This is a genomic window from Pseudomonas sp. (genome assembly GCF_030698175.1).
Taxonomy (GTDB): domain Bacteria; phylum Pseudomonadota; class Gammaproteobacteria; order Pseudomonadales; family Pseudomonadaceae; genus Aquipseudomonas.
Genome location: NZ_JAUYNT010000017.1, coordinates 118,444 through 144,564, shown reverse-complemented (window position 1 = coordinate 144,564; position 26,121 = coordinate 118,444). Strand labels below are relative to the sequence as shown.

The window sequence follows — 26,121 nt, the reverse complement described above, 5'->3', positions numbered from 1 at the left end:
CGCCTGCGCCAAGGAACTCTTTGCATGGCTTTTACCGACCCCTTTATCCGTCGCCCGGTATTGGCGACTGTGGTCAGCTTGCTGATCATCCTGCTGGGCTTTCAAGCCTTCAGCAAACTGACCATCCGCCAATATCCGCAGATGGAAAACGCCTTGATCACGGTAACCACCGCCTACCCCGGCGCCAATGCCGAGACCATTCAGGGCTACATCACCCAGCCGCTGCAGCAGAGCCTGGCCAGCGCCGAAGGCATCGATTACATGACCTCGGTGAGCCGACAGAACGTGTCGATCATCTCGATCTATGCGCGTATTGGCGCCGACAGCGACCGCATGTTCACCGAACTACTGGCCAAAGCCAGCGAGGTTAAAAACCAGCTACCGCCGAATGCCGAAGACCCGGTACTGAGCAAAGAGGCCGCCGACTCCTCGGCGCTGATGTACATCAGTTTTTACAGCGATGAGCTGAGCAATCCGCAGATTACCGACTACCTCTCAAGGGTCATTCAGCCCAAGCTGGCCACCCTGCCGGGCATGGCCGAGGCAGAAATTCTCGGCAACCAGGTGTTTGCCATGCGCCTGTGGCTCGACCCGGTCAAGCTCGCCGCCTTTGGCCTGACCGCCGATGACGTCAGCGAAGCCGTGCGTAAATACAACTTCCTCGCCGCCGCTGGCGAGGTGAAAGGCCAATATGTAGTCACCAGCATCAATGCCGAAACCGAGCTGAAATCCACCGAAGCCTTTGCCGCCATTCCGCTAAAAACCCTCGGCGACCGCCGGGTGTTGATCAGCGATGTGGCGCGGGTGGAGATGGGCGCGGAAAACTACGATTCGATCAGCTCGTTCGACGGCACCCCCTCCGTCTATATCGGCATCAAGGCCACGCCCAGCGCCAACCCGCTGGATGTGATCAAAGAAGTGCGCAAGGTGCTGCCGCAACTGGCCGCGCAATTACCGCCCAACCTGAAGGTTTCGATTGCCTACGACGCCACCCAATTCATCCAGGCCTCGATTGATGAGGTGATCAAGACCCTGTTTGAAGCCGTGTTAATCGTCATAGTGGTGGTGTTTTTGTTTTTGGGCGCCTTGCGCTCGGTGCTGATCCCGGTGATCACCATCCCGCTGTCGATGATCGGCGTGCTGTTTTTTATGCAGTTGATGGGCTACTCGATCAACCTGCTGACCCTGCTGGCCATGGTGCTGGCGATCGGGCTGGTGGTCGACGACGCCATCGTGGTGGTGGAGAACATTCACCGCCATATCGAGCAGGGCAAAACCCCGCTGGATGCCGCCATCGAAGGCGCCCGCGAGATCGCCGTGCCGGTGGTGACCATGACCGTGACCCTGGCCGCGGTGTATGCACCCATTGGTTTTCTTGAAGGCCTGACCGGTGCGCTGTTCAAGGAATTTGCCCTGACCCTGGCCGGCGCCGTGGTGATCTCTGGCATAGTCGCCCTGACCCTGTCGCCGATGATGTGCTCACTGCTGCTGCGCCATGAAGAAAATCCTTCGGGCTTTGCCCATCGTCTCGATCAACTCTTCGAGCGGCTCAAGCAACGCTACCAACGCGCCCTGCACACCACCCTGGACACCCGGCCGGTGGTGCTGACCTTTGCCGCCATAGTGCTGTGCCTGATTCCGCTGCTGCTGATGTTTACCGAGAGCGAACTGGCCCCGGATGAGGATCAAGGCATCGTGTTTCTGATGGCCACCGCGCCACAGCCGACCAACCTCAATTACCTGAATGCCTATACCGAGCAGTTTGTAAAAATCTTTAAAGAGTTCCCGGAGTACTACTCATCCTTTCAAATTAACGGCTTCAACGGTGTGCAATCCGGCATTGGCGGTTTCCTGCTCAAGCCCTGGGATGAACGTGAACGCACGCAGATGGAAATTCTGCCCGAGGTGCAGGCACGGCTCGCGCAGATTCCGGGCTTACAGATCTTCGGCTTTAATTTGCCGGCCCTGCCGGGCACTGGTGAAGGGCTGCCGTTTCAGTTTGTGATCAATACGCCGAACGATTACGAGTCGCTGCTGCAAGTCACCGAGCGGATCAAAAAGCGCGCTCAGGAGTCGGGTAAATTCGCTTTTCTGGACGTTGACCTGGCCTTCGACAAGCCCGAAGTGGTGGTTGAGATCGACCGCGAAAAAGCCGCGCAGATGGGCGTATCCATGGAGGATCTCGGCAGCACCTTGGCCACCTTGCTCGGTGAGGGTGAGATCAATAGGTTCACCATCGATGGGCGCAGCTACAAGGTGATTGCCCAAGTCGAGCGCGCCTATCGCGACAATCCCGAGTGGCTCAACAGCTATTACGTGAAAAACAGCGACGGCCAGATGCTGCCGCTGTCGACCCTGATCAAGGTGCGTGACCGCGCGCGACCGACTCAGCTGAACCAGTTTCAGCAGCTTAACTCGGCCATCATCCAGGGTTTCCCAATCGTCAGCATGGGCGATGCCATAGCGACCGTGCGGCAGATCGCCGAAGAGGAGGCGCCGCCCGGCTATGCCTTCGATTACGCCGGCGCCTCGCGTCAGTACGTGCAAGAAGGCAGCGCGCTGTACCTGACCTTCGCTCTGGCCCTGGCTTTGATCTTCTTGGTGCTGGCCGCACAGTTTGAGAGCTTCCGTGACCCGCTGGTGATTTTGGTGACTGTGCCGCTGTCGATCTGCGGCGCATTGATTCCGTTGTTCCTGGGCTTCTCCAGCATGAACATCTACACCCAGGTCGGGCTGGTGACACTGATTGGCTTGATCACCAAACACGGCATCCTGATCGTCGAGTTCGCCAATCAACTGCGCCGCGAGAAAGGCTTGAGCCCGCGCGAGGCCGTCGAAGAAGCAGCCGCGATCCGCTTGCGGCCGGTACTGATGACCACCGCCGCCATGGTGTTTGGCATGCTGCCGCTGATTCTGGCCAGCGGCGCCGGCGCCGTCAGCCGCTACGACATAGGCTTAGTGATAGCCACCGGTATGTCGGTCGGCACTCTCTTCACCCTGTTCGTACTGCCGTGCGTTTACAGCCTGCTGGCCAAGCCAGATCCCGAAAACAGCACCGTAAACGCCTAAAACGAAACCCAAAAAATAACCAAGCCCCGACATCGGGGCTTGGTTTATGGCGTTATGCAGTCAAGATTTAAGCGCTTGCGACAAGCTAAACATCACTAACAACAGGTCTTGATCCGGTCGCGCGGGCGCCTGCATTTTACTGCGGGCATTGGCCGGCATGCGGCAGTGGCTTTGTGGACTCAAACCACTGAGCACCTGTGGCGCAGGCTCGGCCCAAGCAGTCAGCGCCATAACACTGGTGCTGAGTGCCGCGATCAGAAACAAACCTCTAGCGATTTCTAGCTTCACGGTCACATCCCCTTGAAAGAGCTGCCAAATGTGGTTTCGTAACCATAGATGAAAGCCTGCCACTGAGCCGTGCTCCACGACGAATGGCGCTTGAGCTGCTTGATGTCATGTTGTGCGGCACTTTTGGCCCGCCACCGCTGCCGACTTTTTTCCAGATCCAGCAAGGCGACTTCGATTGTTTCGCCCTGCACCCGAACAAAAACATGCTTCATGCGCAAGCAACCATGCTGCCAACGCCCCAGGTTAAAGCGCGCCAAGCAAGCGCCTACCTCCTGCAGAACACGCAGATGCAAGGCCTCACCCCAGAGCTGTTCATCCCCGCGGGCATAAAACTCCTCAAGGCTGCTAAAGCCCTCCAGCGCTTCAGTGATCAACAGCGCCTGCCAAACCCCGTCAACTTTGCGGCACTCGGCATACACCAGGGCCGGCACTATGACCTTGAGAGCCGCGCAAGCCAGCAGAACTTTGCGCTCACGCATCGCCGTCGGATAACCAAAGGGGTGCAGCAAGGACCGATAGATATGTCCAACTTGCTGCTTGCGATAAAGCATCTTACCGGCGGCGCTGATGACACGTTTGACGCCACTTTCACCGCCACGCCGCACATTGGGCTCCTCCACCCATTCACCGGGGAGCGCCAACCATTGATCAAAAGCTTCAGTGTTAGGCAGTTTCAGTAAGGCATTGACGTCAGCAGGCATCGATTGGCTCCGAAGTTTAAGCTTTACGCAAAATATAAATACGCCACATGGCATAAAGCGGAATGAAGTCTAAGTGTTCCTGCACGGTAAATCCCGCTTCGCGAAACTCAGCTTCAATGGTTTTGGCCGGAATAACGAAGCGGTTCTGATAGCGGCTGCCATCGGCCGCCATGTCCAAGCGCTTGCGACCGCGAGCCTTTTTCCAGGCCTTGTAGTTGCCATCGACCCATAACGAAAGAATCACGCTATCACGACTGACCCGATGAAACTCTCGCAGCATGCGCAAACGGTCTTGTGGCTGGCCGATGTGATGCAGCAAGCGCATGCTGAATACGCTATCGACGCCGTTATCCGGCAAATCAATCTCAAAGGCCGAGGTCTGCATCGGTCTTACCCGCGCCACCACATCGCGCGGCTGGCCCTGACAGGCCACGGCAAGCATGTCGGCAGAGTTATCCGCGCCGATAATGCTGCGGCCAGGTTGCTCAGCCAACATCGGCCAAAACCGCCCGGCGCCACAGGGTAAGTCCAGCACCTGCTGGGGTTCACCAGCCGATTTCAACGCCTGCCGGGCAATTTGCACCTCACGCCAAGTGGACAGTCGCCGCGTCAAGCCAGTGCTGTGTTTGCGCAAATAGCGCTCGGCATGTTCACGGGTGTATTTTTCCGAAAAATCGAGTTCGACTTCGGCTTTTTTCATCAATTGGCACCCCTTAGTATTTGCCGCTCTTGAGGCCAAGAATGTCAGAGTCGAATGAGCCCTGCGTGAAAAAACCGTCAAACCCCCAGTAAATTCACCTCAAAGCGACAACCCTGGGGCTGCATGGCCGACAACTCAACACGCCAGCCCTGACTGAGGCAGATCCGCCGCACCAGGGAAAGCCCCAAGCCTAGACCGTCACCACGCGCGGTCGTTCCCCGCACAAAGGGTTCAAAAATATTCTCACGCTCGGCCTCGCTAATACCGATGCCGGTATCCTCCACCACAAAACCCAAGACGTGCAGGCGCAGCGTGATTTGCCCGGTATTGGTGTAATGCCAGGCATTACGCAGCAAATTACCCAGTACCGAATGCAAAAACACCGCGTTAAAGCGCTGTTCGGTAGCGTCGCCGCGCTGATAGCAAAACTCCAGGCCCTTGCTTTCCACCGGTTCGCGCCATTGCTGCACCAACTCATCGGCGATGCTGCCGAGGCTGCGCTGACTCGACAGATCTGAGTCCTGCTCCGGCTCGCGCGCCAGCAACAGAAAGGTTTGCACCAGCTCACGCATACCGTCCGTGGCGCGACCGATGCGCTGCACCTGAGCTTGCGCGCGGGCATCGAGGCTGGGATTTTCTAGCAACAACTCGCAGGAGCTGGCCAACACCATTAAGGGCGTACGCAACTCGTGACTGACGTCGCTGGTGAACAACTGCTCGCGCTTGAGCGCGTGGCGTAACAAGCCCAAGGTGTCATCAAAAGCGGCGGCTAATTGCCCGACCTCATCGTTGGCATAATCGGGCGCCAATGGGGGTGCCAACGCCAGCAACTGATCGCGCTCGCGGACTTGCTGTGCGAGGCGCACCACCGGCTCAATCACTTTGCGCGACAGCAACCAACCGAGCAGCATGGCCAGGCCAATACTGACGATAAAACCGACCAGCACCACCGAGTACAAGGCCTGCTCGCGATCCTCAAAACTGCTCTGATCTTGCAGCAATACATACTGACGCCCGGTAACTTGGCGAACGAAGGCGTGATAAGAAAACTTGCCGTGAAAGGCCTCTTGAAAGCCCAGCGGCAAATCTTGCAGGTAGCTCGGCAAGGCAAATTTTCCGGGACCGCCGGAAAAATAAAACAACTGATCGGGCTCGGGCTTATGTCGCCAATCTTCAATGTTGCTCATCAGCAACATGCGGTCCAAATCGCCACGCAGCACGCCCGAGAGCAAGCGCTCCTCCATGACATGCACCGCTTGCATAATGCCCCAGCTAAAAGCCCCGCCGACCAGCAAGGTCATCAATACAAACGCGATAACAATGCGCTGGGACAGGCCTTGCTTAAACTCCATCGGCCGCCTCCACCAAGCGATAACCAACGCCATGCACGGTATGCAGCAGCGCATGAGCAAAGGGTTTATCAATCACCTGGCGCAGTTGATGGATATGACTGCGCAAACTGTCGCTGTCCGGGCAGTTGTCCCCCCACAGGGCTTCTTCCAGCACATCACGGCGCAGTACGTGCGGACTCTTTTGCATCAATACCGCCAAGAGCTTTAGCCCGACCGGATTAAGCTTGAGCAAGCGTCCCGCACGGGTTACTTCAAGGGTGTCCAGGTCGTAGGCTAAATCGCCCACCTCCAGGCAACGCCGACCACCACCTTGCGCACGGCGCAGCACCGCTTCGATGCGCGCCAGCAACTCAGACAGGGCAAAGGGCTTTAACAGGTAGTCATCGGCGCCGGCGCGAAACCCTTGCAGACGGTCGTCCAGCTGATCGCGGGCGGTCAGCATGATCACCGGGGTAGCGCGCCGCGCCTCCTCACGCAAACGCTTGCACAGGGTGTAACCATCCAAACCGGGCAGCATCACATCCAGCACGATCAGATCGTAATGCTCGCTCGCCGCCAGGTGCAGGCCGGACAAACCATCCTGGGCGCAGTCGACGCTATAGCCTTTGAGCTCCAAGAAGTCGGCCAGATTGGCCAAAATGTCGCGATTATCTTCAACCAGTAAAATCCGCATGGGCTCTCCCGTAATTACGCCAGCTGGGTTCTGGCCCATTGTCCGCACGCGAGCTTAAGCCGAACTTAAGCTTGCCAGGGCAAAGTTTTTACCTTCAATCCCGTCGATTAAAATTCATCAGGCACAAAAAAGCCCCGGCAAATGCCAGGGCTTTTGGGTTTCGCAGGGCTGCGAAGTTACATCATGCCGCCCATACCACCCATGCCGCCCATGTCCGGCATACCGCCGGCGGATGGCTTATCTTCAACAATTTCAGCAATCATCGCTTCGGTGGTGATCATCAAGCTGGCGATCGAGGCTGCGGCCTGCAGAGCAGAACGAGTCACTTTAGCCGGGTCGAGGATGCCCATTTCGATCATGTCGCCGTACTCGCCGGTGGCGGCGTTGTAACCGTAGTTACCCGTACCTTGCTTAACCTTGTCGACTACTACGCTTGGCTCGTCACCGGAGTTGGCGACGATCTGACGCAGCGGTGCTTCAACGGCGCGACGCAGCAGAGCGATACCGACGTTCTGATCGGCGTTCTCGCCTTTCAGGCCTTCGATGGCTTGCAGAGCGCGCACCAGTGCTACGCCGCCGCCAGGTACCACGCCTTCTTCAACGGCTGCACGGGTAGCGTGCAGGGCGTCTTCAACGCGGGCTTTCTTCTCTTTCATTTCCACTTCGGAACCGGCGCCAACCTTGATCACGGCAACACCGCCAGCCAGTTTGGCCAGACGCTCTTGCAGCTTCTCTTTGTCGTAGTCGGACGAGGTGTCTTCAACTTGCTTGCGGATCTGCGCAACGCGGCTTTCGATATCAGCTTGCACACCAGCACCGTCGATGATGGTGGTGTTTTCTTTGCTGAGAATCACACGCTTGGCATTACCCAGGTGCTCCAGGGTGGCGCTTTCCAGGCTCAGGCCGATCTCTTCGGAGATCACGGTACCGCCAGTCAGCACGGCGATGTCTTGCAACATGGCCTTACGACGGTCGCCAAAGCCAGGGGCTTTAACGGCAGCGACTTTAACGATGCCGCGCATGTTGTTGACTACCAGAGTCGCCAGGGCTTCGCCTTCAACGTCTTCGGCGACGATCAGCAATGGACGGCCGGCTTTAGCCACGGCTTCCAGCACTGGCAACATTTCACGAATATTGGAGATCTTCTTGTCGACCAGCAGGATCAGCGGACCGTCCAGCTCAGCGACCATGGTGTCTGGCTTGTTGATGAAGTACGGCGACAGGTAGCCACGGTCGAACTGCATGCCTTCAACAACCGACAGTTCGTTTTCCAGGCCCGAGCCTTCTTCAACGGTGATCACGCCTTCTTTGCCGACTTTTTCCATGGCTTCGGCAATGATGTCGCCGATCGAGGTGTCGGAGTTGGCCGAGATGGTGCCAACCTGAGCGATTGCCTTGGTGTCAGCGCATGGCTTGGATTGCAACTTCAGCTGAGCAACGATGGCGATGGTCGCCTTGTCGATGCCGCGCTTCAGGTCCATCGGATTCATGCCGGCAGCGACGGCTTTCAGGCCTTCGTTAACGATCGACTGAGCCAATACGGTAGCGGTGGTGGTGCCGTCGCCAGCGTCGTCGTTGGCACGGGAGGCCACGTCTTTAACCAGCTGGGCGCCCATGTTTTCGAAGCGGTCTTTCAGCTCGATTTCTTTGGCCACCGACACACCGTCTTTGGTGATGGTTGGCGCGCCGTAGCTCTTCTCGATGATCACGTTACGGCCTTTAGGCCCGAGGGTGGCTTTTACTGCGTCAGCCAGAACGTTGACACCGGCGAGCATTTTCTTACGGGCGGAATCGCCAAACTTAACTTCTTTTGCAGCCATGATGGTTATGCCTCAATTCGTTTCGTGGAACAGAATTCGTCGCGACCTTGGGCTGGTTTCAGCCGGCAAGCGTCAGCGCGCACTTAGCTTTCAACTGCTTAGTCTTCAACTACGGCAAGAATTTCGCTCTCGCCCATCACCAACAGCTCTTCGCCGTCGACTTTGATGGCGTTGCTGCCGGAGTACGGGCCAAACACCACCTTGTCGCCAACCTTAACGGCCAGGGCGCGCACTTCGCCGTTGTCCAGCACTTTGCCGGTACCAACAGCCAGGATTTCACCACGGTTCGGCTTTTCGGCAGCAGAACCCGGCAGCACGATGCCACCTGCGGTTTTCGATTCTTCTTCGCTGCGACGAATTACGACGCGGTCATGCAGAGGACGAAGTTTCATTGTCGACTATCTCCCAAGTAAGGTGGTTTAAAGCCGCCGGCCACATGCCGGCTGGTTAATGCATCCGGCGTTGCCGGTTGCGCGCAGCGAGCTGCACGCAGAAGACTGAGTGTCGTTGCCGACACAAACCTTGCGGTGACAACTACATAAGGGCATCGCCCGGTATTTCAAGGATGAAGCTAAAAAAACTTCAGGAATCACGGTGTTCGAACTCGCCCTCGATGACGTTCGGCGGGCGTTGCCCGGAGCGTGCTTGCAGGTCGCCGGCCATGATGGCCGCGCTTGGCAGTGCAAGGATGAAGCTAAAAAACTTCAGAAATCGCGGTGCTCGAACTCACCCTCAATCACGTTCGGCGGGCGCTGCCCGGTGCGTGCCTGCAGGTCGCCGGCCATGATGGCCGCGCTTGGCAGTGCAAGGATGAAGCTAAAAACTTCAGGAATCACGGTGCTCGAACTCACCCTCAATCATGTTCGGCGGGCGCTGCCCGGTGCGCGCCTGCAGGTCATCGGCCATGATGGCCGCGCTTGGCAGTGCAAGGATGAAGCTAAAAAACTTCAGGAGTCGCGGTGCTCGAACTCACCCTCGATGACGTTCGGCGGGCGCTGCCCGGTGCGCGTCTGCAGGTCATCGGCAAAGGCGCGTTGACGCAGCGCCTGCTCGGCGGCACGCCGGCGCAACTTATTCACCAGCAAGCGGCGGGTAAAGGGCAACAAACAGAACAGCCCGAAAATGTCGCTGATAAAACCCGGCAACAGCAGCAAGCCGCCACCCACCGCAATCAGCAAACCCTCGAACATTTCCTGCTCAGGCAGCTCGCCACGGGCCAGGCGCTCACGGGCACGCAATGCCGTGGCAAGGCCGGCGATGCGCAGCAGCACGCTGCCCAGCAGCACCCCTGCAATAATCAGCAGCAACGCGGGGAAAAACCCAATCGCCGCCTGCACCTGGGTGAAGACATACAGTTCCAGTACTGGAAACAGCAAAAACAGCAGCAAAAAAACGCGCATTAAAAGCAATCCTTAAACGCAAGTAGCACTTGCTAGGGTTATTAAATGATGGCAACCGCAGACAAATTCAAGCCGGCAAGGCCCCACCGGTCGGCCAAGCGTCGGCCCGCGCCAGCGTCACCAAGGCCTGACGCACCTCAAGGGGCGTGACGCAAGGCTGCGGGAAGGCCAACCAATGCAGCACCGCACCGATGCGCAGATGCATACCCTCGCTGTCGAGCCCGACCAACTGCGCGACTGGCTCCATGGGCAGGCCGTTGAGCGCTACATAGTGCGCAATGGCCGCGGCGTGATCGGCATTCATATGCGCCAGCATGCTTTGCTCTTGCGCACCGGCAAAAGGGTTGGCCAGCGCCACCTCATCGAGCCAATGAATCGCGCCAAAACCACCGATATAGCGCCAGCGCACCGGTTCGAGCCGCCAGAAATCAAAATCATGGGCCTGGTGGTAGCTTTGCGCATTGGGGAAGTAGCGGTAATAGCGGGCGGCAGCAGCCGCTATTTCGGCGTCATCTTCCAGTTGCTTGGCCTCGGCCAGCAGGGTCAAGCGGCCTGCGGCCTGAACATCCGCAACGCCACGCTCACCGACCAGCAACGAGCACTTGGGCTGCAGTTGCAGGTTGTGGGTGTGCTGGGCAATCCGGCTGATCAGCAGCAGCGGCCGACCTTGATCGTCGAGGCAATAAGGCACCACTGATCCGAATGGGAAGCCCGGCATAACTTTAGAATGGGTCGAAAGCACTGCTTGGTATTCCTTGAGCAGCAATTCTCGGGCATGCTTTATCGTCTTAACGCTCAACTTGTGACTCCTCGTACAGAATTCGTCATAAACGGACAGGCGCTCAGCACTCAGGTCCTGCGGCACCAACGGGGCAATTAGCTTTAACCATTGGGGGAACAACCTATGCAATTACAAGACAAGGTCATCATCATCACCGGCGGCTGCCAGGGTCTGGGTCGAGCCATGGCTGAATACCTGGCCGGCAAAGGCGTCAAGCTGGCACTGGTCGACCTCAACCAAGAGACACTCGATGAAGCCGTGGCCGTGTGCAAGGCCGCTGGCGTTGAAGCCCGCGCTTACCTGTGCAACGTCGCCAATGAAGAACAAGTGACCCATATGGTCGCACAGGTTGCCGCCGATTTCGGCGCCATCAATGGCCTGGTCAACAATGCCGGGATTCTGCGCGACGGCCTGACCATCAAGGTCAAAGATGGCGAGATGACCAAACTCAGCCTGGCCCAGTGGCAAGCGGTGATCGACGTCAACCTGACCGGCGTGTTCCTCTGCACCCGCGAAGTAGCGGCGAAGATGATTGAGCTGAAGAACGAAGGCGCAATCGTTAATATCTCCTCGATATCCCGTGCCGGCAACATCGGCCAGGCCAACTATTCGGCGGCCAAAGCCGGCGTTGCGGCCGACACCGTGGTCTGGGCCAAAGAGCTGGCACGCTATGGCATCCGCGTGGCGGGCGTGGCACCCGGCTTTATCGAGACCGAAATGGTTGCCAGCATGAAGCCCGAAGCCCTGGAGCGCATGTGCTCCGGCATTCCACTTAAGCGCATGGGCAAGCCTGCCGAAATCGCTCACTCGGTGGCCTACATCCTAGAAAACGACTACTACACCGGTCGTATCCTTGAGCTAGACGGCGGCCTGCGTCTGTAATCACAGCCCCGTACGCAACAACCAAAAAGCCCCGCACTCGACCTGACTGCGGGGCTTTTTTATCGACGCAAGCTAGAGCTGCGCCAGCTACCAGCCAATCCCCAACCCCAGCATGTATTGGCGATCCGCCGAAGTCTGCCCCAGGCCGCGGGTTTGATTGAGCTCATACAGCAGCGAAATCCGCGCCCACTCATTGACCCGGTAACGCAAACCCGCCTCGCCCTCGAACACGTAGTCAACCTGATCAATCAGCGGCAAGGCCAACTGGCCAGTGCTGTAAAGCTCGACCCGGGTGCCCGCCAACAAGCGCTTGTAATCCCACTCCATGCTGCCGGCATCGAAACTGATGTCACCCGGATAGGCCGCAGAGACATCGGCATGCAACCGGTAGCGCTGATACTGAGCAATCAGCTCAAAACGCCCCAGTTCATCGTCCCAGAATCGGTAGCCTGGGCCAATACCGTAAGAACTCTTGCGGTCGATTGACTCAAACTCATTGCGCTCCTCGTGCAGGCTGCTGCGCACAAACCATTGCTCAGTGATAAAACGGTCGAGGTCGTAATCGAGCTGCCAGTTTTGCTCGACCTTTTGCGTGTTTTTCGTCTCATGCTCAAGCTCGCCCTTGACTACATGCCGCCAGGCCCCATGACTGACACGGCTATCGCCCTTAAGCTTGAACTCGTCGGTGTCATCCTGATTGCGCTCAAGTTCGAGCTTGGCGTCCAGATTGCCTTCCCAGACGAAATCGTTGATCAGCGGCCGTGGCGGCACTAACTGCTTAATGTCGGCCAGGGCGACGGTTTGGCTCTGGCCATTGAGCACTTGCACCTGACCCGCTTCGGCGGCTTGCAGGCGCTGGCTGTGTTGCCCCTCAAAGCCTGAACGCTTAACCAACAGCGGCTGATCAGAGCTGAGGGTGTCAATATCCGCCCAGTCAATCAGCACCCGGCCGGCATACTTGGTTTTTAGCGCCAACTTGCCGCCATCCAGCAAAATAATGTCACCGCTAAGCCGGTCACCATTGTTTAACCACACCGTATCGGCCAGCGTTGGCAACGCCAGTGAACAGCTCAAAAATATCAACAGAGTACGCAGTAACATGAGCAACCAAGAGTATGCGGAACAGCAAAAGGGCCGGCAGCATGCCTGTAGCAACCCGCCATCGGCAAGCGCAGCCGCCCGACGGGAGGCTCTGTACCTGAGCTTGGCGCAGATACCCAGCGGCTGTGTGGTCAGTTACGGGCAGTTAGCCGCCTTCGCGGGCCTCGGTCGGGCGGCGCGCTGGGTTGGCCGCACCCTCAGCCAGCTGCCATCCGGCTCAACCTTACCATGGCACCGAGTGATAGCTGCCAGCGGCCACCTAAGCCTGGCGCAGGGCACGCTAAGTGGCGACGAACAACGCCAACGGCTGCGCGAAGAAGGCATTTACCTGACTAACGATAGGGTTGATATCCGCCGGCATGGCTGGCGCCCGTAGGCGCGCAGCAGTTAAAGTGCGGGCCTCGATTGCAACCCCGGCAGCCTTTAGCGCCTGCCCGCACACCGCAGGCTCGTTTTATGTCTGACCAAAGCTCGCGCGCCATGCCGCCGAAAAGCTGGCGCGCCGCCCTCGCCGCCTACGCCACGCCGGCCTCGCTAGCCCTGCTGCTGCTCGGCTTCGCCGCAGGCCTGCCTTATATGCTGGTGTTTTCAACGCTGTCGGTGTGGCTGCGCGAGGCCGGTATCGCCCGGGAAACCATCGGCTTTGCCAGCTTGATCGGCCTGGCCTATGCGTTTAAATGGGTCTGGTCGCCACTGCTCGACCAATGGCGTTTACCCATCCTGGGTCGCCTGGGCCGGCGCCGCTCCTGGCTGGTGTTATCGCAAACATTGGTCGCCTTGGGCTTGGTAGCCATGGCTTTTTGCGACCCCAAGCTACACCTCAATGGGCTGATTGCGATTGCCGTGGTGGTGGCCTTTGCCTCCGCGACCCAAGACATTGCGGTGGATGCCTATCGCCTGGAGATCGCCGACGACAGTCATCAAGCCGCGCTGGCTGCCAGCTACATGGCCGGTTACCGGGTCGCGGCCCTGCTGGCCACGGCGGGGGCGCTGTATTTTGCCGACTGGTTTGGCGCCTCCAGCCTGAGCTATCAGCACGGCGCCTGGGCCAGCACCTACATGCTGTTTGCCATGCTGATGCTGCCGGGGCTGATCACCACCCTGTGGATGCGCGAGCCACCGCTGCCGCTGCGCACCCAGCTGTCGGCCGAACGCTACGGCCTCAGCCACCAACTGATCTCGGTACTGGTGCTGATAGTGCTGCTGATCTCGGTACCGGCGATGTTTACCCAGTTCTATCACAGCGACTTTGCCAGCGTGATCAACGGCGAAATCAGCCTGTTCGAGTTACTGCGCGATGATCGCGCGCTTATGCGCGCGCTGCTGTACAGCGTCCTCACCGCGTTGTGTTTATCAACGGGCGGCCGGCGCGGCTTGGCACCGGTATTGACGCCAGTTAACGACTTTATCTTGCGCTATCGCTGGCAGGCTTTTCTGTTGCTGGGGCTGGTGGCCACCTATCGCATGTCCGACACCGTGATGGGCGTAATGGCCAACGTGTTCTATATCGACCAAGGCTTTACCAAGGAGCAGATCGCCAGCGTCAGCAAGATTTTTGGCCTGGTTATGACCCTGTTCGGCGCCGGTTTCGGCGGGGTGCTGATCATGCGGTTTGGCATCATGCCGATCCTGTTTATCGGCGGAGTGACGTCGGCGGCGACTAATTTGTTATTTGTGCTGCTGGCTGACATGGGCCCGCATCTGCAAATGCTGATGGTCAGTATTTCCTTCGACAACTTCAGCTCAGGCCTGGCCACTGCGGCCTTTGTCGCCTATTTGTCGAGCCTGACCAACCTGAAATTCTCCGCCACCCAATACGCCCTGCTCAGCTCACTGATGCTGTTACTGCCACGGCTGATCGGCGGTTACTCGGGAGTCATGGTGGAAAAATTGGGTTACGCGCAATTCTTTCTGGTCACCGCCCTGCTCGGGATACCAACGTTGCTGTTGGTCGCCCTGCAGTGGCGCAAACAAATGGCGCCAGCCAGCGGCGACAACCGTCAGGAATAAAAAAGGCCGACTCGAAGTCGACCTTTTGCGGCGTGCGGCCATAACTTTGACTAAGTATCAGTCGCGAAAGTTATTAAACTGCAATGGCATGCTGAAATCGCGGGCACGCAAGGCGGCCATGGCTTCTTGCAGGTCATCGCGCTTCTTACCGGTTACCCGCACTTGCTCGCCCTGAATGGCGGCTTGAACTTTCAGCTTGCTGTCTTTGATATGGGCGACGATCTTCTTCGCCAGCTCCTTATCAATCCCCTCGCGCAGGGTCGCTTCTTGCTTAACGCCTTTGCCCGAAGGGAAAGCGTCTTTGTACTCCAGGCATTGGACATCAATTTTGCGCTTGATCAACGACTGCTCGAGAATCGGCTTCATTTGCTCAAGAATAAAATCGGCTTCGCCAGTCAGGTCAATGACCAGGTCTTTTAGCTCGAAACTGCCTTTGCCACGTAAATCAAAACGCCGCTCCAGCTCTTTGCTGGCATTATCGATGGCATTGGTGACTTCGTGTTTATCCAATTCGGACACCACGTCGAACGAGGGCATGGGTTTTCTCCACAATAATAAGGCGCCAGATAGAAGGCGCGACCGACGTCACGGACGGACGTCTCCCGGCTTGACGGTTTAAACGCGAAGTCATTATAACTGTTCATCTCCGTATAGACCGGCTCAACGCCGGCGTTTCTTGCCTCTTTCTTGCCCCTTTAGTGAGCCGCCTCAATGCCCAACCCGCACCTCAGCATTCTGGTGGTCGATGACACCAAGTTCTCCAGCGCAATTATTGGTCGCGCGCTGAAGCTGGCCGGTTATCTCGATGTACGTTTTGCCAGCAGCGCCCTCGAAGCCCTGACCCTACAAGAGCAACGTCCTGCCAGTGTCTTGCTGGCCGATTGGATGATGCCGGAGATTGACGGTTTAGAGCTGACCAGTCGGGTTCGCCAACAAGACGAAATGACCCATCATTACACCTACATTATTTTGCTGACCGGGCGCGAAGGCGAAAACGTCCTGGGTGAGGCCTTTGAAAGTGGCGTCGATGACTTCATCAATAAAGCCGCCATGCACGAACAGCTAGTACCGCGAGTGTTTGCCGCCGACCGTTTGTGCAACACCCTGCAACGCCTGCTGCAGGAAAACCACCTGCTGACGCAGAACATCTCCAGCCTCGAACAACGCAACCTGATCGATCCGCTGACCGGCCTGGGCAACACCCGCCTGCTTCAGCAACGTTTGAGCGACAGCCTGCGGCAGCTAGAATCCCGTGGCGGCGCACTGTGCTATCTGCTGATCGGCCTGCAGGAAGCCGGCCAGTTGCGCGAGCAATACGGCGAGGACTTTCACAGCGAACTGCTGCATGGCGTCGCCCGCCGATTGCAGCAGCATGTGCGCCCGCTCGACGTATTAACCCGGTTGGACGACAGCCATTTCGGCCTGATTGCACTGCTGGAAAACATTCAGGAATGCTCACCCACCAGCTTCAAGCGCTTACATGAGGGCTTAAACCTCAAAGCCTTTAAAACCAGCGAAGGTTTTATCACCCTCAAAGCCGGCATCAGCCTGGTCGGCCTCGACGCCAACGCCCTGCCGCTAACGCCCGAGGACCTGATCGACAAAGCCGTCGAGCTGCTGCCTGAGGCGTACAACCATGGCCGAATCAACGCCGCACGCCTGTCGCCCAGCCAATAAATCCATGCGCTGGCATGTACTGGGCGCCGACAGCCTGGGGACTTCTAGTCGGCGCCGTGCGCTGGGCCATGGCGCATTAGCCCTATGACCTGGCACGTATTGGGCGCCGGCAGCCTAGGCACGTTGTGGGCCGTGCGCCTGGCCCGCGCAGGTTTGCCGGTGCGATTGATTTTGCGCGACCAGACGCGGCTCAACGCCTATCGGCAAGCCGGCGGACTGACGCTTATCGAGCAGGGCCAGCACTGCCTGCATGCCATAGAAGCCGAAACCCTCGACGCCAGCACACCGATCCAGCGCCTGCTGCTGACTTGCAAAGCCTATGACGCCGCGGCCGTCATCAGCGCGCTCAAGCCGCGCCTGGCCGCGAATGCTGAGGTTATCCTGCTGCAAAATGGCCTCGGCAGCCAGCAAGAGGTCGCCGAGCAACTGGCACCCTTGCGCTGCATTTTCGCCAGCAGCACCGAGGGCGCGTTTCGCCAAAGCGACTTTACCGTGGTATTTGCCGGCGCCGGCCACACCTGGCTCGGCGACCCAGACGCTGAAACGCCGCCGGCCTGGCTTGCACAACTAACAGCCGCCGGCATCAATCATCAGTGGACGGCGGAAATTCTCTCGCGGCTGTGGCGCAAGCTGGCGATCAATTGCGCAATCAACCCGCTGACGGTGCTGCACAATTGCCGCAACGGCGAGCTGCTGAACTATTCAGCCGAAGTCAGCAGCCTATGCGCCGAGCTGGTCACACTGCTCCAGGCCAACGACCAAGCCAGCGCGGCCATTGATCTGCACGCCGAAGTGCTGCGGGTGATTAACGCCACGGCGGCCAATTACTCCTCCATGCAACAAGATGTCAGCCGCCAACAACGCACCGAAATCAGCTACTTGCTCGGTTATGCCAGCGCCGCAGCAAGCCGCCAACAGCTGCACCTGCCGCAACTGCAAGACCTGCATTTACGCCTGACAGCCCATCTGCGCACACGTGGATTGCCCAGCGACTAGCAGCCGCGCTACCCTGCCAAACACCCGCCAAGATCAGCTAGCCGCCCGCCATGTCCCTGCGCCAGACCCTAGCCAACCTCAGCGTTGGGCATAAACTCCTCGCGGCGCTCTTGGTGCTGCTGGGCACAGTGCTGCTGGTGGTGAATCTGGTGTTTGTCAGCGCCGTCTATTGGATTGCCCGGCAAAACGTTGACCCCCAGGCCTTGACCAGTATCGGCCGGCTGCTCAGCAATCCCACTCTGAGCCACGCAGCACTGGTCTCAGACAGCAGCGCCAAGGCGTTACTGAACAACCTCAGCGAGTTTTCCGCACTGCGCGGCGCCGCCTTGTATGGCCACGACGGCCAGCGCCTGGCAGAGTTGCAACACGACGACACCCTGCCTCTGCCCGAGCATTTTGCGCAAGTACCAGGCTGGCTGCAGAACAACCACGGCGCCGCGCATCTGGTTGAGCTGGAGCAATCTGGAGAAGCCCCCGGGCACCTGTTACTGGTCGCCGCCAGCGAGCTGTCGCCGGCCTTCTACCAAGGCATAGTGGCCGCCAGCCTGTTGATTCTGTGCCTGAGCCTGCTGCTCTGGTTAGTGGTGGCCAGACAGGTACGCAGCCTGGTGACTAAACCCATCCGGCGCCTGGAGGAGTTGTCGCGGCAAGTCACCAACCAAGAAAACTACGCCCTGCGCGCCCGTCCCGGCAATAACGACGAACTGGGCAGTTTGGCAGAGGCCTTCAACACCATGCTGACGCGTATTCAGGCCCGTGAAGACGAACTGAAACGCGCCCGTGACGACGCCCAAACCGCCAGCGATGAAGCCCAGCAACTGACCAAGCTGACCCGCCACTCCAACCGCAAACTGGAAATGGAGGTGCAGGTCCGTAACAAGATCGAGAAAAAACTCACCGGCTTTCAGAATTACCTCAACAGCATCATCAACTCGATGCCCTCGGCGCTGATCGCCCTGGATGAACAACTCTACGTCACCCAGTGGAACCAGGAAGCCAGCCGGCTCTCCGGCACACCGCTGAACCAGGCCCTGAACCAGCCGATTTTCCTCGCCTTTCCCTCGCTCAAACCTTTTCTCGAGCAACTCAAGCGCACCAACGAACGCCATCAGGTAGAGAAAATCGAACGGGTAACCTGGAGCAAAAATGATCAGCCGCAGCACTTCGCCCTGACCTTTTATCCCCTGGTGGGCAGCAGTGGCCGTGGCGTGGTGATTCGCATCGATGACATCAGCCAACGCCTGGTCATGGAAGAGTTGATGGTGCAATCGGAGAAAATGCTCTCGGTCGGCGGCTTGGCGGCCGGCATGGCCCATGAGATTAACAACCCGCTGGGGGCGATTTTGCATAACGTGCAAAACATTCGTCGCCGGCTGTCCAGCGAGCTGGCAAAAAACCTCGCCCAGGCCGCCGACAGCGGCGTCGAACTGAGCGCGGTGAACGACTACCTGAGCCGCCGGGAAATCCCGCAATTGCTCGACGGCATTGCGCAAGCCGGCTCGCGGGCGGCGAAAATCGTCACCCATATGCTCAGTTTTAGCCGCCTCAGCAGCCGCGAACTCAGCGCCTGCCAATTGCCGCTGCTGATCAATCAAGCCGTGGAAATCGCCGGCAATGACTTTGACCTGATCGAAGGCTTCGACTTTAAGGGCCTGGAGATTCAGCGCGAGTTCGACCCGCAGCTGGGCAGCGTGCCAGCCACCGCCAACGAGCTGGAACAGGTGCTGCTGAACCTGCTGAAAAACGCCGCCCAGGCGATTCATCAGCGCCCCGCAGGTGGGCCGCCGGGACGCATCGTCTTGCGCTGTAAGCTCAGCCCACCCTGGGCGGAAATCCAGGTCGAAGACAACGGCATCGGCATGCCCGAGGCGGTACGCAAACGCATCTTCGAGCCGTTTTTTACCACCAAGGAAATTGGCCAAGGCACCGGTCTTGGGCTGTCCGTGGCCTACTTCATTATCACCAACAACCACAAAGGCCAGATGGAGGTGCACTCCACACTCGGCCAAGGCAGCTGCTTTAGCGTGCGCCTGCCGTTGCAGCAAGTGGTTGAGCAACCAGGAGTTTGAACATGGGTTTTCGCCTTTCCAAGATCTACACCCGCACCGGCGACGGCGGCGAAACGGGCCTGGCCGATGGCCGCCGCGTGGCCAAGGATCACCCACGCATCGAGGCGATGGGCGAGGTCGACAGCCTCAACAGCCAGCTCGGCATGCTGTTGGCCGAACTGGCCGACCAAGAGGCGATGTGGCCGGGTTTGAGCGAGCTGATCGAAGTGCTCGCGCCCTGCCAGCATCGCCTGTTCGATCTCGGCGGCGAGCTGGCGATGCCCGAATACAAAGCGCTCGCGCAGCCGGAAATCAGCCGCCTGGAGGCCGCCATTGACCTGTGGAATGAAGAACTGGGGGCACTGGAAAACTTCATCCTGCCCGGCGGTTCGCGCCTGGTTGCCCAAGCGCACCTGTGCCGCAGTTTGGCCCGCAGTGCCGAGCGCCGCTGCCAGCAACTGAGCGCAGTCGAGCCGCTTGAAGGCGTTGGTTTGGCCTATTTGAATCGACTGTCGGATTTACTCTTTGTCGCCGCCCGGTTGATCGGCCGCCGGCAAAATATCAAGGAAATACTCTGGCAGGCGGCAAGCAAGCCGAGCGCTTAAACGCCCGGAAGCGTTTAAACAGTCGGCCAGAAGGCGCGAATTCCGGCCACCCCTTGGGCGCCAATCTGCCACGCCCGCTCGCTATCCTGCGGGCTGAGGCCACCCAAGAGAAATACCGGCAGATTGCAGGCGCCGATCAGCTCGCGGGCTAAGTCCCAGCCCAAGGGTGCGGCATCTGGATGGGTGAGGGTCGGCTGCAACGGCGACAAGGTGATGAAATCCACGCCCATCTGCGCCGCCAACGCCAACTCTTCGGCGTTGTGACAGGAGGCCGCCAACCAGCGTTCAGCAGGAAACGGCCGGCCTTTGGCGGCGTATTGACGTAACTGCTTGGCCGACAGCTGCCAGCCGGCCGCCGGGAAGTCGCCCAACCACTCCAGCGGCCCCTTGAGCATCAATTGCGCCTTGCCGGCACACAGACCCACCGCATCGACCGCCAAATCGCGGTACTGCGGGTCGTAGCCATTCGGCGCGCGCAACTGAATCAAACCGATACCGCTGGCCACTGCCGCCTGGATGCCTTGCAGCACCGCCTTGGGCTCGAGGCCATCGGGGCTGATCAAGTACTGGGCTGGCAAGCGGGCGGCCTGCACGATCGGCGCATTCGCCGCAGGGAACTCATACTCGGGCAACTGCCGCGGCGAAACCCAGGCCAACGGCTGGCCCTCGGCGCCGTGGGGCTCACCGCTAAAAGCGCTGACCAACCAGACATCCAGCAATATCTGTTTGTCGGGATAGTCGTGCTGCACCTTGATCAGCGGCCGGGCGCTGGTGACCCTAATGCCCAGTTCTTCATGCAGCTCACGGCGCAGCGCCGCTAGCACCGTTTCACCGGCCTCGACCTTGCCACCGGGAAACTCCCAGAGCCCTCCCTGGTGCTGCTGATCGGCGCGCCGCGCCAGTAAGATGCGTCCATCTGCACCGCGAATCACCGCGGCGGCCACATGTACTCGTTTCACCGCAAAGGCTCCTTAAGGGCCGCCTGATACCATCGCTGGAAGGCCGGCCACTGGTAAATGGTGGTCACGTAAGCCGCGGCCTGCGCCGGCAACTCCACCTGATAGCTGCGCAAGCGCGCGGCGACCGGGGCATAGAAGGCATCGGCAATGGTGACGTGGCCAAACAGAAAGGCCCCGTCGGCACCAAAGCGCGCGCGGCAATAGCGCCATAGCTCAAATACGCGCTGAATATCGGCCAGGGCATCGTCTGGAATATTTGCCAACGGCGCCTCGCGCGCAAGGTCCATCGGCAAGTGCGTGCGCAAGGCCATAAAGCCACTGTGCATCTCGGCGCAGACGCTGCGCGCCACCCCACGGGCATACTGCCCGCATGGCCACAGATGGGCCTCGGGGAAACGTTCGGCAAGGTATTCGGCAATCGCCAAAGAGTCCCAGAGCGGCCCCTCCTCGGTATTCAGCAACGGCACCTTGGCAGTTGGCGAGTAGGCCAAAATCCGCGCACGGGTGTCAGGCTGATCCAGCGGAATCAGCACCTCGTCATAGGGTGCCTGGGCTAACTCCATGGCCAACCCGGCACGCAGGGACCAAGAGGAATAATTTTTGTTGCCGATGATCAGGGTCAGGGACATGGACTTGCTCCAAGCGCGGAAGGTTACTGCCGGTGTCACTGAACCTTAAAAGCCACCCCGCGCAATAGCAAATTCCCGTTACTCATGGGCCCATGAGTAACGGGAATAGTCAGGCTCAAAGCAACTGTTCGAGCAAGACTCAGGAACGGTATTCGGCGTTGATCCGCACATATTCGTGGGACAGGTCAGTGGTCCAGATGGTCTCACTGCAGGTACCGCGACCCAGCTCGATGCGGATGCTGATTTCCGCCTCGGCCATCACCGCCGCGCCCTGCTCCTCGGTGTAACTGGCAGCGCGCGCGCCATGGCTGGCGATACAGACTTCGCCGATAAACACATCGATCTTCGCCACATCCAACTGATCCACCCCGGCGCGGCCGACGGCGGCCAGGATCCGCCCCCAGTTCGGGTCGCTGGCGAACAGTGCAGTTTTAATCAGCGGCGAATGGGCCACGGTGTAGCCCACATCCAAACATTCTTGATGAGTGCCGCCGCCGTTGACGATCACAGTGACGAACTTGGTCGCGCCTTCGCCATCACGAACAATGGCCTGGGCCACGTCCATGCACACCTCGAACACCGCCTGTTTGAGCGCGGCGAACAGCGGCCCGCGAGTCTCGGTGACTTCCGGCAAATTGGCCTGGCCGGTGGCGATCAGCATGCAGCAATCGTTGGTCGAGGTATCGCCATCAATGGTGATGCGGTTGAACGACTTGTTCGCCGCATCGCTGAGCAGGTCTTGCAACACTGCGGGGGCGACCTTGGCGTCGGTGGCGATATAGCCGAGCATGGTCGCCATGTTCGGCCGGATCATCCCGGCGCCCTTGGAAATACCGGTCACGGTAATGGTCACGCCATCCTGTACAAACTGCCGACTGGCGCCCTTGGGCAAGGTGTCGGTGGTCATGATGCCAGTGGCCGCCTCAGCCCAGTGCTGCTCGGACAAATCGGCCAAGGCCGCAGGTAAAGCTGCGATGATTTTCTCAACCGGCAACGGCTCGCCAATCACCCCGGTGGAGAACGGCAAAATCGCCTGCTCGTCGACCCCAGCCAACTGCGCCAAGGCGGCACAGGTTTGCCTGGCCGCTAACAAGCCGGGCTCACCGGTACCGGCATTGGCATTGCCGGTATTGGTCAGCAGATAACGCGAGCCGCCCTTGACCCGCTGGCGGGCAAGAATCACCGGCGCGGCGCAAAAGGCATTGAGGGTGAACACCCCGGCAACGCTGGAGCCTTCGGCGCAACGCATCACCACCACGTCTTTGCGACCCTCGCGCTTGATGCCGGCCGAGGCAATCCCCAGCTCAAAACCGGCCACTGGGTGCAAAGTAGGAAGCGGACCAAGACCAACAGCCATGCGATTAACTCCTTGTCGTCAGCATCGAAAACCCGTCAAGGCTCTGCGGCGCCGGCGTGTGCGGCGCTCGCAAAGAGCCTGGAGGATTCGAATCAAACACCGCATCGGCGCGGCGATATTTAAGTGAAAACGCCGCGAGCGGCTAAAGCCGGTCGCGGCGCAGATAAACAACCCAGCCTTAGCTAATTTGACCGTGGCAATGCTTATATTTTTTACCCGAACCGCAAGGGCAGGCTTCATTACGGCCAACCTTAGGCTCGTTACGCACCTGCACTTGCGCTTGCGCAGAGTCATCCGCCTGCGACTCGTCGGCCTCGGGCAGATCTAAGCCTGGCGCAGCGGCATGCACGAACTGCATACGCTTGGCCAATTCTTCGGCTTCGTGACGGGCCCGCGCCTCTTCCTCGGCCGGATCGTTCTGGCGCACCTGGACATGGGATAGCACGCGAATAGCGTCACGCTTGATCGAGTTCAGCAGCTCGGTGAACAAGGTGAAGGATTCGCGTTTGTACTCTTGCTTCGGGTTCTTCTGCGCATAGCCACGCAGGTGTATGCCATGACGCAGGTGATCCATGGTCTGCAGATGGTCCTTCCAGAGGTCATCCAGCACGCGCAGCAAGATTTGCTTCTCAAAGCTGCGCAGCGCTTCTGGGCTGGCCTGCTGCTCTTTCTCTTGATAGGCGGCCAGCAGCTCCTGGTTGATCTTCTCGCGCAACGGCTCTTCGTAGAGCTTGTCGTCGTCGTCGAGCCACTGTTGGATCGGCAAGCGCAGGCCGTAATCGCTGTACAAGGCCTGTTCCAGACCGGCGATGTCCCACTGCTCGGGCAACGACTGCGGCGGAATGTGCGCGACCATGGTGTTGTCGAGGGCCTCTTGACGGAACTCGGCAATGGTCTCGCCAATATCATCGGCGGCCAGCAAGCTGTTGCGCATGTGATAGATCACTTTGCGCTGCTCGTTGGCGACGTCATCGAACTCCAGCAATTGCTTGCGGATGTCGAAGTTACGGCCTTCCACTTTGCGCTGCGCTTTTTCGATGGCGTTAGTCACCATGCGATGCTCGATGGCCTCACCAGCCTGCATGCCGAGGGCTTTCATAAAGCCTTTAACCCGGTCCGAGGCGAAAATACGCATCAGGCTGTCTTCCAACGACAGGTAGAAACGGCTCGAGCCCGGGTCACCCTGACGACCGGCACGGCCGCGTAACTGGTTATCGATGCGCCGCGATTCATGGCGTTCCGAGGCGATTACATGCAAGCCCCCAGCGGCGATAACCTGCTGATGACGCTGCTGCCAGTCGCTCTTGATTTGCGCGATTTGCTCAGGGGTAGCGTCCTCCAGGGCGGCCACTTCGACCTCCCAGTTACCGCCGAGCAGAATGTCCGTACCACGACCGGCCATGTTGGTGGCAATGGTCAGGGCGCCAGGGCGACCGGCCTGGGCGATGATCTCGGCTTCTTTCTCGTGGAACTTGGCGTTCAGAACCTTGTGCTCGATACCGGCCTTGTTGAGCAGGTTGGAGACGTACTCGGAGCTGTCGATGGTCGCAGTCCCGACCAGCACCGGGCGACCTTCAGCCAAAGATTCCTGAATGTCGGTGATGATGGCGGCGTACTTCTCGTCCTGAGTCATGTAGACCAGGTCATTGAAGTCTTTACGACCCAAAGGCTTGTTGGTCGGAATCACCACCACGGTCAGGCCGTAGATCTGCTGGAATTCAAACGCCTCGGTATCGGCCGTACCGGTCATACCGGAGAGCTTCTTGTACAGGCGGAAGTAGTTCTGGAAGGTGGTCGAGGCCAGTGTCTGGCTCTCGGCCTGAATCGGCAGACCTTCTTTGGCTTCGATGGCCTGGTGCAAACCCTCGGACAAACGTCGGCCCGGCATGGTGCGGCCGGTGTGTTCGTCGATCAGCATGACCTGATCTTTTTGCACGATGTATTCGACATCGCGATGGAACAATTTGTGCGCGCGCAGGCCCGAGTACACATGGGTCAGCAAGCCGAGGTTATGCGCCGAATAGAGGCTTTCGCCCTCGGCCAGCAAACCATTGGCGGTCAGAAGATCTTCGATGAACTGGTGGCCTTGCTCGTTCAGCTCAACCTGACGGGTCTTCTCATCGAGGCTGTAATGGCCTTCTTGAGTGACCACGCCTTCGACTTCTTCAACGTGCAACTTCAACTGCGGAATCAGCAGATTGATCTGGGTATAAAGCGCGGAGCTGTCTTCTGCCTGCCCCGAGATGATCAGCGGAGTACGCGCTTCGTCGATCAAAATGGAGTCAACTTCGTCGATTACGGCGAAATTCAGCTCACGCTGGAATTTTTCATCCAGGCTGAAAGCCATATTGTCGCGCAGGTAATCGAAACCAAATTCGTTGTTGGTGCCGTAGGTGATGTCGGCGGCATAGGCGGCGCGCTTTTCCACTGGGTCCATAAAGGGCGTGACTATGCCAACGCTCAGACCGAGGAACTCATACAGCGGGCGCATCCAGTTGGCATCGCGACGCGCTAGGTAGTCGTTGACCGTGACCACGTACACGCCTTTGCCTTCCAGCGCATTCAGGTACACGGCCAGGGTCGCCACCAGGGTCTTGCCTTCACCGGTACGCATCTCGGCGATGCGGCCCTCGTGCAGGGTCATGCCGCCGACCAACTGCACGTCGAAGTGACGCATGCCCATCACCCGCTTACCGGCCTCACGGGCTACGGCAAAGGCTTCCGGCAGGAGTTGATCGAGACTTTCACCTTTGGCCAAACGCGCCTTGAACTCTTGCGTTTTGCCACGCAACTGCTCATCGCTAAGGCCGAGCATTTGCTCTTCAAAGGCGTTAACGATCTGCACAGTTTTGAGCATGCGCTTAACTTCACGCTCGTTCTGGCTACCAAAGAGTTTCTTTAACAAAGGTGCAAACATATCGACAGATTCTTCCACGCGTATGGATGAAGAGTGACCGTCAGGACACCCGCGCAGCCCTCATGGCCGCTTGCGAAGGCAGCATTCTACTCGGAAATGTCGTTGAAGAAAGCCGCTCAATCACCCAAGCGCAACACACCCGCCAAGCCGGCCGCC

24 protein-coding genes and 1 pseudogene are annotated in these 26,121 nt (G+C 58.9%); 8 read left to right on the top strand and 17 right to left on the bottom strand.

Going from position 1 to position 26,121, the window contains the following annotated elements:
* Positions 1–24: 24 nt before the first annotated feature.
* Positions 25–3,069 (top strand): multidrug efflux RND transporter permease subunit, encoded by a 3,045-nt coding sequence (locus Q8R10_RS08490; protein ID WP_305652825.1) that lies wholly within the window; start codon positions 25–27, stop codon positions 3,067–3,069.
* Positions 3,070–3,129: 60 nt separating this feature from the next.
* Here the strand turns inward: Q8R10_RS08490 and Q8R10_RS08485 are convergent, their stop codons facing one another.
* From Q8R10_RS08485 to Q8R10_RS08440, 11 genes and pseudogenes are all read right to left on the bottom strand, one after another.
* Positions 3,130–3,357, bottom strand: a complete 228-nt coding sequence (locus Q8R10_RS08485; RefSeq protein ID WP_305652823.1) for a hypothetical protein — start codon at positions 3,355–3,357, stop codon at positions 3,130–3,132.
* Between the two features lie 2 nt (positions 3,358–3,359).
* Positions 3,360–4,058 (bottom strand): lipopolysaccharide kinase InaA family protein, encoded by a 699-nt coding sequence (locus tag Q8R10_RS08480; protein ID WP_305652821.1) that lies wholly within the window; start codon positions 4,056–4,058, stop codon positions 3,360–3,362.
* Between the two features lie 16 nt (positions 4,059–4,074).
* Positions 4,075–4,758, bottom strand: a complete 684-nt coding sequence (locus Q8R10_RS08475; RefSeq protein ID WP_305652820.1) for a class I SAM-dependent methyltransferase — start codon at positions 4,756–4,758, stop codon at positions 4,075–4,077.
* A gap of 77 nt (positions 4,759–4,835) precedes the next feature.
* A complete protein-coding gene (locus tag Q8R10_RS08470; protein ID WP_305652818.1) occupies positions 4,836–6,110 on the bottom strand; it encodes a HAMP domain-containing sensor histidine kinase in 1,275 nt (424 codons plus the stop codon).
* Complete coding sequence (locus Q8R10_RS08465) at positions 6,100–6,783, bottom strand: response regulator transcription factor (RefSeq protein ID WP_305652816.1); 684 nt, start codon at positions 6,781–6,783, stop codon at positions 6,100–6,102. The genes Q8R10_RS08470 and Q8R10_RS08465 overlap by 11 nt, the downstream gene beginning before the upstream one ends.
* A gap of 176 nt (positions 6,784–6,959) precedes the next feature.
* A complete protein-coding gene (gene groL, locus Q8R10_RS08460; protein ID WP_305652814.1) occupies positions 6,960–8,603 on the bottom strand; it encodes a chaperonin GroEL in 1,644 nt (547 codons plus the stop codon).
* A gap of 98 nt (positions 8,604–8,701) precedes the next feature.
* Positions 8,702–8,995, bottom strand: a complete 294-nt coding sequence (locus Q8R10_RS08455) for a co-chaperone GroES (RefSeq protein ID WP_305652812.1) — start codon at positions 8,993–8,995, stop codon at positions 8,702–8,704.
* A gap of 190 nt (positions 8,996–9,185) precedes the next feature.
* Positions 9,186–9,263, bottom strand: a pseudogene (locus tag Q8R10_RS20835) (membrane protein FxsA); the annotation flags it as partial.
* 44 nt (positions 9,264–9,307) lie between these two features.
* On the bottom strand, positions 9,308–9,454 hold the full coding sequence (locus Q8R10_RS08450) for a hypothetical protein (protein ID WP_305652810.1): 147 nt from the start codon (positions 9,452–9,454) through the stop codon (positions 9,308–9,310).
* Positions 9,455–9,550: 96 nt separating this feature from the next.
* Positions 9,551–10,003 (bottom strand): FxsA family protein, encoded by a 453-nt coding sequence (locus Q8R10_RS08445; RefSeq protein ID WP_305652808.1) that lies wholly within the window; start codon positions 10,001–10,003, stop codon positions 9,551–9,553.
* A gap of 67 nt (positions 10,004–10,070) precedes the next feature.
* A complete protein-coding gene (locus Q8R10_RS08440) occupies positions 10,071–10,802 on the bottom strand; it encodes a HugZ family protein (RefSeq protein ID WP_305652807.1) in 732 nt (243 codons plus the stop codon).
* Positions 10,803–10,907: 105 nt separating this feature from the next.
* Here Q8R10_RS08440 and Q8R10_RS08435 point away from each other — a divergent pair, with 105 nt between their 5' ends.
* Positions 10,908–11,666 (top strand): SDR family oxidoreductase, encoded by a 759-nt coding sequence (locus Q8R10_RS08435; RefSeq protein WP_305652805.1) that lies wholly within the window; start codon positions 10,908–10,910, stop codon positions 11,664–11,666.
* 87 nt (positions 11,667–11,753) lie between these two features.
* Here the strand turns inward: Q8R10_RS08435 and Q8R10_RS08430 are convergent, their stop codons facing one another.
* Positions 11,754–12,767 carry a DUF481 domain-containing protein gene (locus Q8R10_RS08430; protein ID WP_305652803.1) on the bottom strand — a complete coding sequence of 338 codons (1,014 nt, stop codon included), beginning with the start codon at positions 12,765–12,767 and terminating at the stop codon, positions 11,754–11,756.
* Here Q8R10_RS08430 and Q8R10_RS08425 point away from each other — a divergent pair.
* Together Q8R10_RS08425 and Q8R10_RS08420 are read left to right on the top strand one after the other, a co-directional pair.
* Entirely contained in the window at positions 12,766–13,143 is a 378-nt protein-coding gene (locus tag Q8R10_RS08425) for an MGMT family protein (protein WP_305652801.1), read from the top strand. The two genes, Q8R10_RS08430 and Q8R10_RS08425, sit on opposite strands and share 2 nt — an antisense overlap.
* 104 nt (positions 13,144–13,247) lie before the next feature.
* A complete protein-coding gene (locus Q8R10_RS08420; protein WP_305652976.1) occupies positions 13,248–14,777 on the top strand; it encodes an AmpG family muropeptide MFS transporter in 1,530 nt (509 codons plus the stop codon).
* A gap of 57 nt (positions 14,778–14,834) precedes the next feature.
* Here the strand turns inward: Q8R10_RS08420 and Q8R10_RS08415 are convergent, their stop codons facing one another.
* Positions 14,835–15,314, bottom strand: a complete 480-nt coding sequence (locus tag Q8R10_RS08415) for a YajQ family cyclic di-GMP-binding protein (RefSeq protein WP_305652799.1) — start codon at positions 15,312–15,314, stop codon at positions 14,835–14,837.
* A 174-nt stretch (positions 15,315–15,488) separates the two neighbouring features.
* On the opposite strand from Q8R10_RS08415, the gene Q8R10_RS08410 reads away from it, so the two are divergent.
* The 4 genes from Q8R10_RS08410 to Q8R10_RS08395 all read left to right on the top strand — a co-directional run bounded on the left by Q8R10_RS08410 (position 15,489) and on the right by Q8R10_RS08395 (position 20,103).
* Positions 15,489–16,454, top strand: coding sequence for a response regulator (locus Q8R10_RS08410; RefSeq protein ID WP_305652797.1), 966 nt, complete (start codon positions 15,489–15,491; stop codon positions 16,452–16,454).
* Between the two features lie 84 nt (positions 16,455–16,538).
* Positions 16,539–17,450, top strand: coding sequence for a putative 2-dehydropantoate 2-reductase (locus tag Q8R10_RS08405; RefSeq protein WP_305652795.1), 912 nt, complete (start codon positions 16,539–16,541; stop codon positions 17,448–17,450).
* 50 nt (positions 17,451–17,500) lie between these two features.
* Entirely contained in the window at positions 17,501–19,519 is a 2,019-nt protein-coding gene (locus Q8R10_RS08400; RefSeq protein ID WP_305652794.1) for an ATP-binding protein, read from the top strand.
* A 2-nt stretch (positions 19,520–19,521) separates the two neighbouring features.
* On the top strand, positions 19,522–20,103 hold the full coding sequence (locus Q8R10_RS08395) for a cob(I)yrinic acid a,c-diamide adenosyltransferase (RefSeq protein ID WP_305652793.1): 582 nt from the start codon (positions 19,522–19,524) through the stop codon (positions 20,101–20,103).
* A 14-nt stretch (positions 20,104–20,117) separates the two neighbouring features.
* Here Q8R10_RS08395 and Q8R10_RS08390 read toward each other — a convergent pair whose 3' ends face one another.
* The 4 genes from Q8R10_RS08390 to secA all read right to left on the bottom strand — a co-directional run bounded on the left by Q8R10_RS08390 (position 20,118) and on the right by secA (position 25,965).
* On the bottom strand, positions 20,118–21,062 hold the full coding sequence (locus tag Q8R10_RS08390) for a Nudix family hydrolase (RefSeq protein WP_305652792.1): 945 nt from the start codon (positions 21,060–21,062) through the stop codon (positions 20,118–20,120).
* On the bottom strand, positions 21,059–21,691 hold the full coding sequence (locus Q8R10_RS08385; protein WP_305652790.1) for a glutathione S-transferase family protein: 633 nt from the start codon (positions 21,689–21,691) through the stop codon (positions 21,059–21,061). Before Q8R10_RS08385 ends, Q8R10_RS08390 begins: the two co-directional genes overlap by 4 nt.
* Before the next feature lie 139 nt (positions 21,692–21,830).
* Positions 21,831–23,048: a bifunctional glutamate N-acetyltransferase/amino-acid acetyltransferase ArgJ gene (gene argJ / locus Q8R10_RS08380; protein ID WP_305652788.1), complete on the bottom strand. Its 1,218-nt coding sequence runs from the start codon at positions 23,046–23,048 to the stop codon at positions 21,831–21,833.
* Positions 23,049–23,226: 178 nt separating this feature from the next.
* On the bottom strand, positions 23,227–25,965 hold the full coding sequence (gene secA, locus Q8R10_RS08375; RefSeq protein ID WP_305652786.1) for a preprotein translocase subunit SecA: 2,739 nt from the start codon (positions 25,963–25,965) through the stop codon (positions 23,227–23,229).
* Positions 25,966–26,121: the final 156 nt, after the last annotated feature.

Coding starts and splice junctions, on each gene's coding strand:
- Q8R10_RS08490 (WP_305652825.1), top strand. CDS start 25: ATGGCTTTTACCGACCCCTTTATCCGTCGCCCGGTATTGGCGACTGTG.
- Q8R10_RS08480 (WP_305652821.1), bottom strand. CDS start 4,058: ATGCCTGCTGACGTCAATGCCTTACTGAAACTGCCTAACACTGAAGCT.
- Q8R10_RS08475 (WP_305652820.1), bottom strand. CDS start 4,758: ATGAAAAAAGCCGAAGTCGAACTCGATTTTTCGGAAAAATACACCCGT.
- Q8R10_RS08470 (WP_305652818.1), bottom strand. CDS start 6,110: ATGGAGTTTAAGCAAGGCCTGTCCCAGCGCATTGTTATCGCGTTTGTA.
- Q8R10_RS08465 (WP_305652816.1), bottom strand. CDS start 6,783: ATGCGGATTTTACTGGTTGAAGATAATCGCGACATTTTGGCCAATCTG.
- groL (WP_305652814.1), bottom strand. CDS start 8,603: ATGGCTGCAAAAGAAGTTAAGTTTGGCGATTCCGCCCGTAAGAAAATG.
- Q8R10_RS08455 (WP_305652812.1), bottom strand. CDS start 8,995: ATGAAACTTCGTCCTCTGCATGACCGCGTCGTAATTCGTCGCAGCGAA.
- Q8R10_RS08445 (WP_305652808.1), bottom strand. CDS start 10,003: ATGCGCGTTTTTTTGCTGCTGTTTTTGCTGTTTCCAGTACTGGAACTG.
- Q8R10_RS08435 (WP_305652805.1), top strand. CDS start 10,908: ATGCAATTACAAGACAAGGTCATCATCATCACCGGCGGCTGCCAGGGT.
- Q8R10_RS08425 (WP_305652801.1), top strand. CDS start 12,766: ATGAGCAACCAAGAGTATGCGGAACAGCAAAAGGGCCGGCAGCATGCC.
- Q8R10_RS08430 (WP_305652803.1), bottom strand. CDS start 12,767: ATGTTACTGCGTACTCTGTTGATATTTTTGAGCTGTTCACTGGCGTTG.
- Q8R10_RS08420 (WP_305652976.1), top strand. CDS start 13,248: ATGCCGCCGAAAAGCTGGCGCGCCGCCCTCGCCGCCTACGCCACGCCG.
- Q8R10_RS08415 (WP_305652799.1), bottom strand. CDS start 15,314: ATGCCCTCGTTCGACGTGGTGTCCGAATTGGATAAACACGAAGTCACC.
- Q8R10_RS08410 (WP_305652797.1), top strand. CDS start 15,489: ATGCCCAACCCGCACCTCAGCATTCTGGTGGTCGATGACACCAAGTTC.
- Q8R10_RS08405 (WP_305652795.1), top strand. CDS start 16,539: ATGACCTGGCACGTATTGGGCGCCGGCAGCCTAGGCACGTTGTGGGCC.
- Q8R10_RS08400 (WP_305652794.1), top strand. CDS start 17,501: ATGTCCCTGCGCCAGACCCTAGCCAACCTCAGCGTTGGGCATAAACTC.
- Q8R10_RS08395 (WP_305652793.1), top strand. CDS start 19,522: ATGGGTTTTCGCCTTTCCAAGATCTACACCCGCACCGGCGACGGCGGC.
- Q8R10_RS08385 (WP_305652790.1), bottom strand. CDS start 21,691: ATGTCCCTGACCCTGATCATCGGCAACAAAAATTATTCCTCTTGGTCC.
- argJ (WP_305652788.1), bottom strand. CDS start 23,048: ATGGCTGTTGGTCTTGGTCCGCTTCCTACTTTGCACCCAGTGGCCGGT.
- secA (WP_305652786.1), bottom strand. CDS start 25,965: ATGTTTGCACCTTTGTTAAAGAAACTCTTTGGTAGCCAGAACGAGCGT.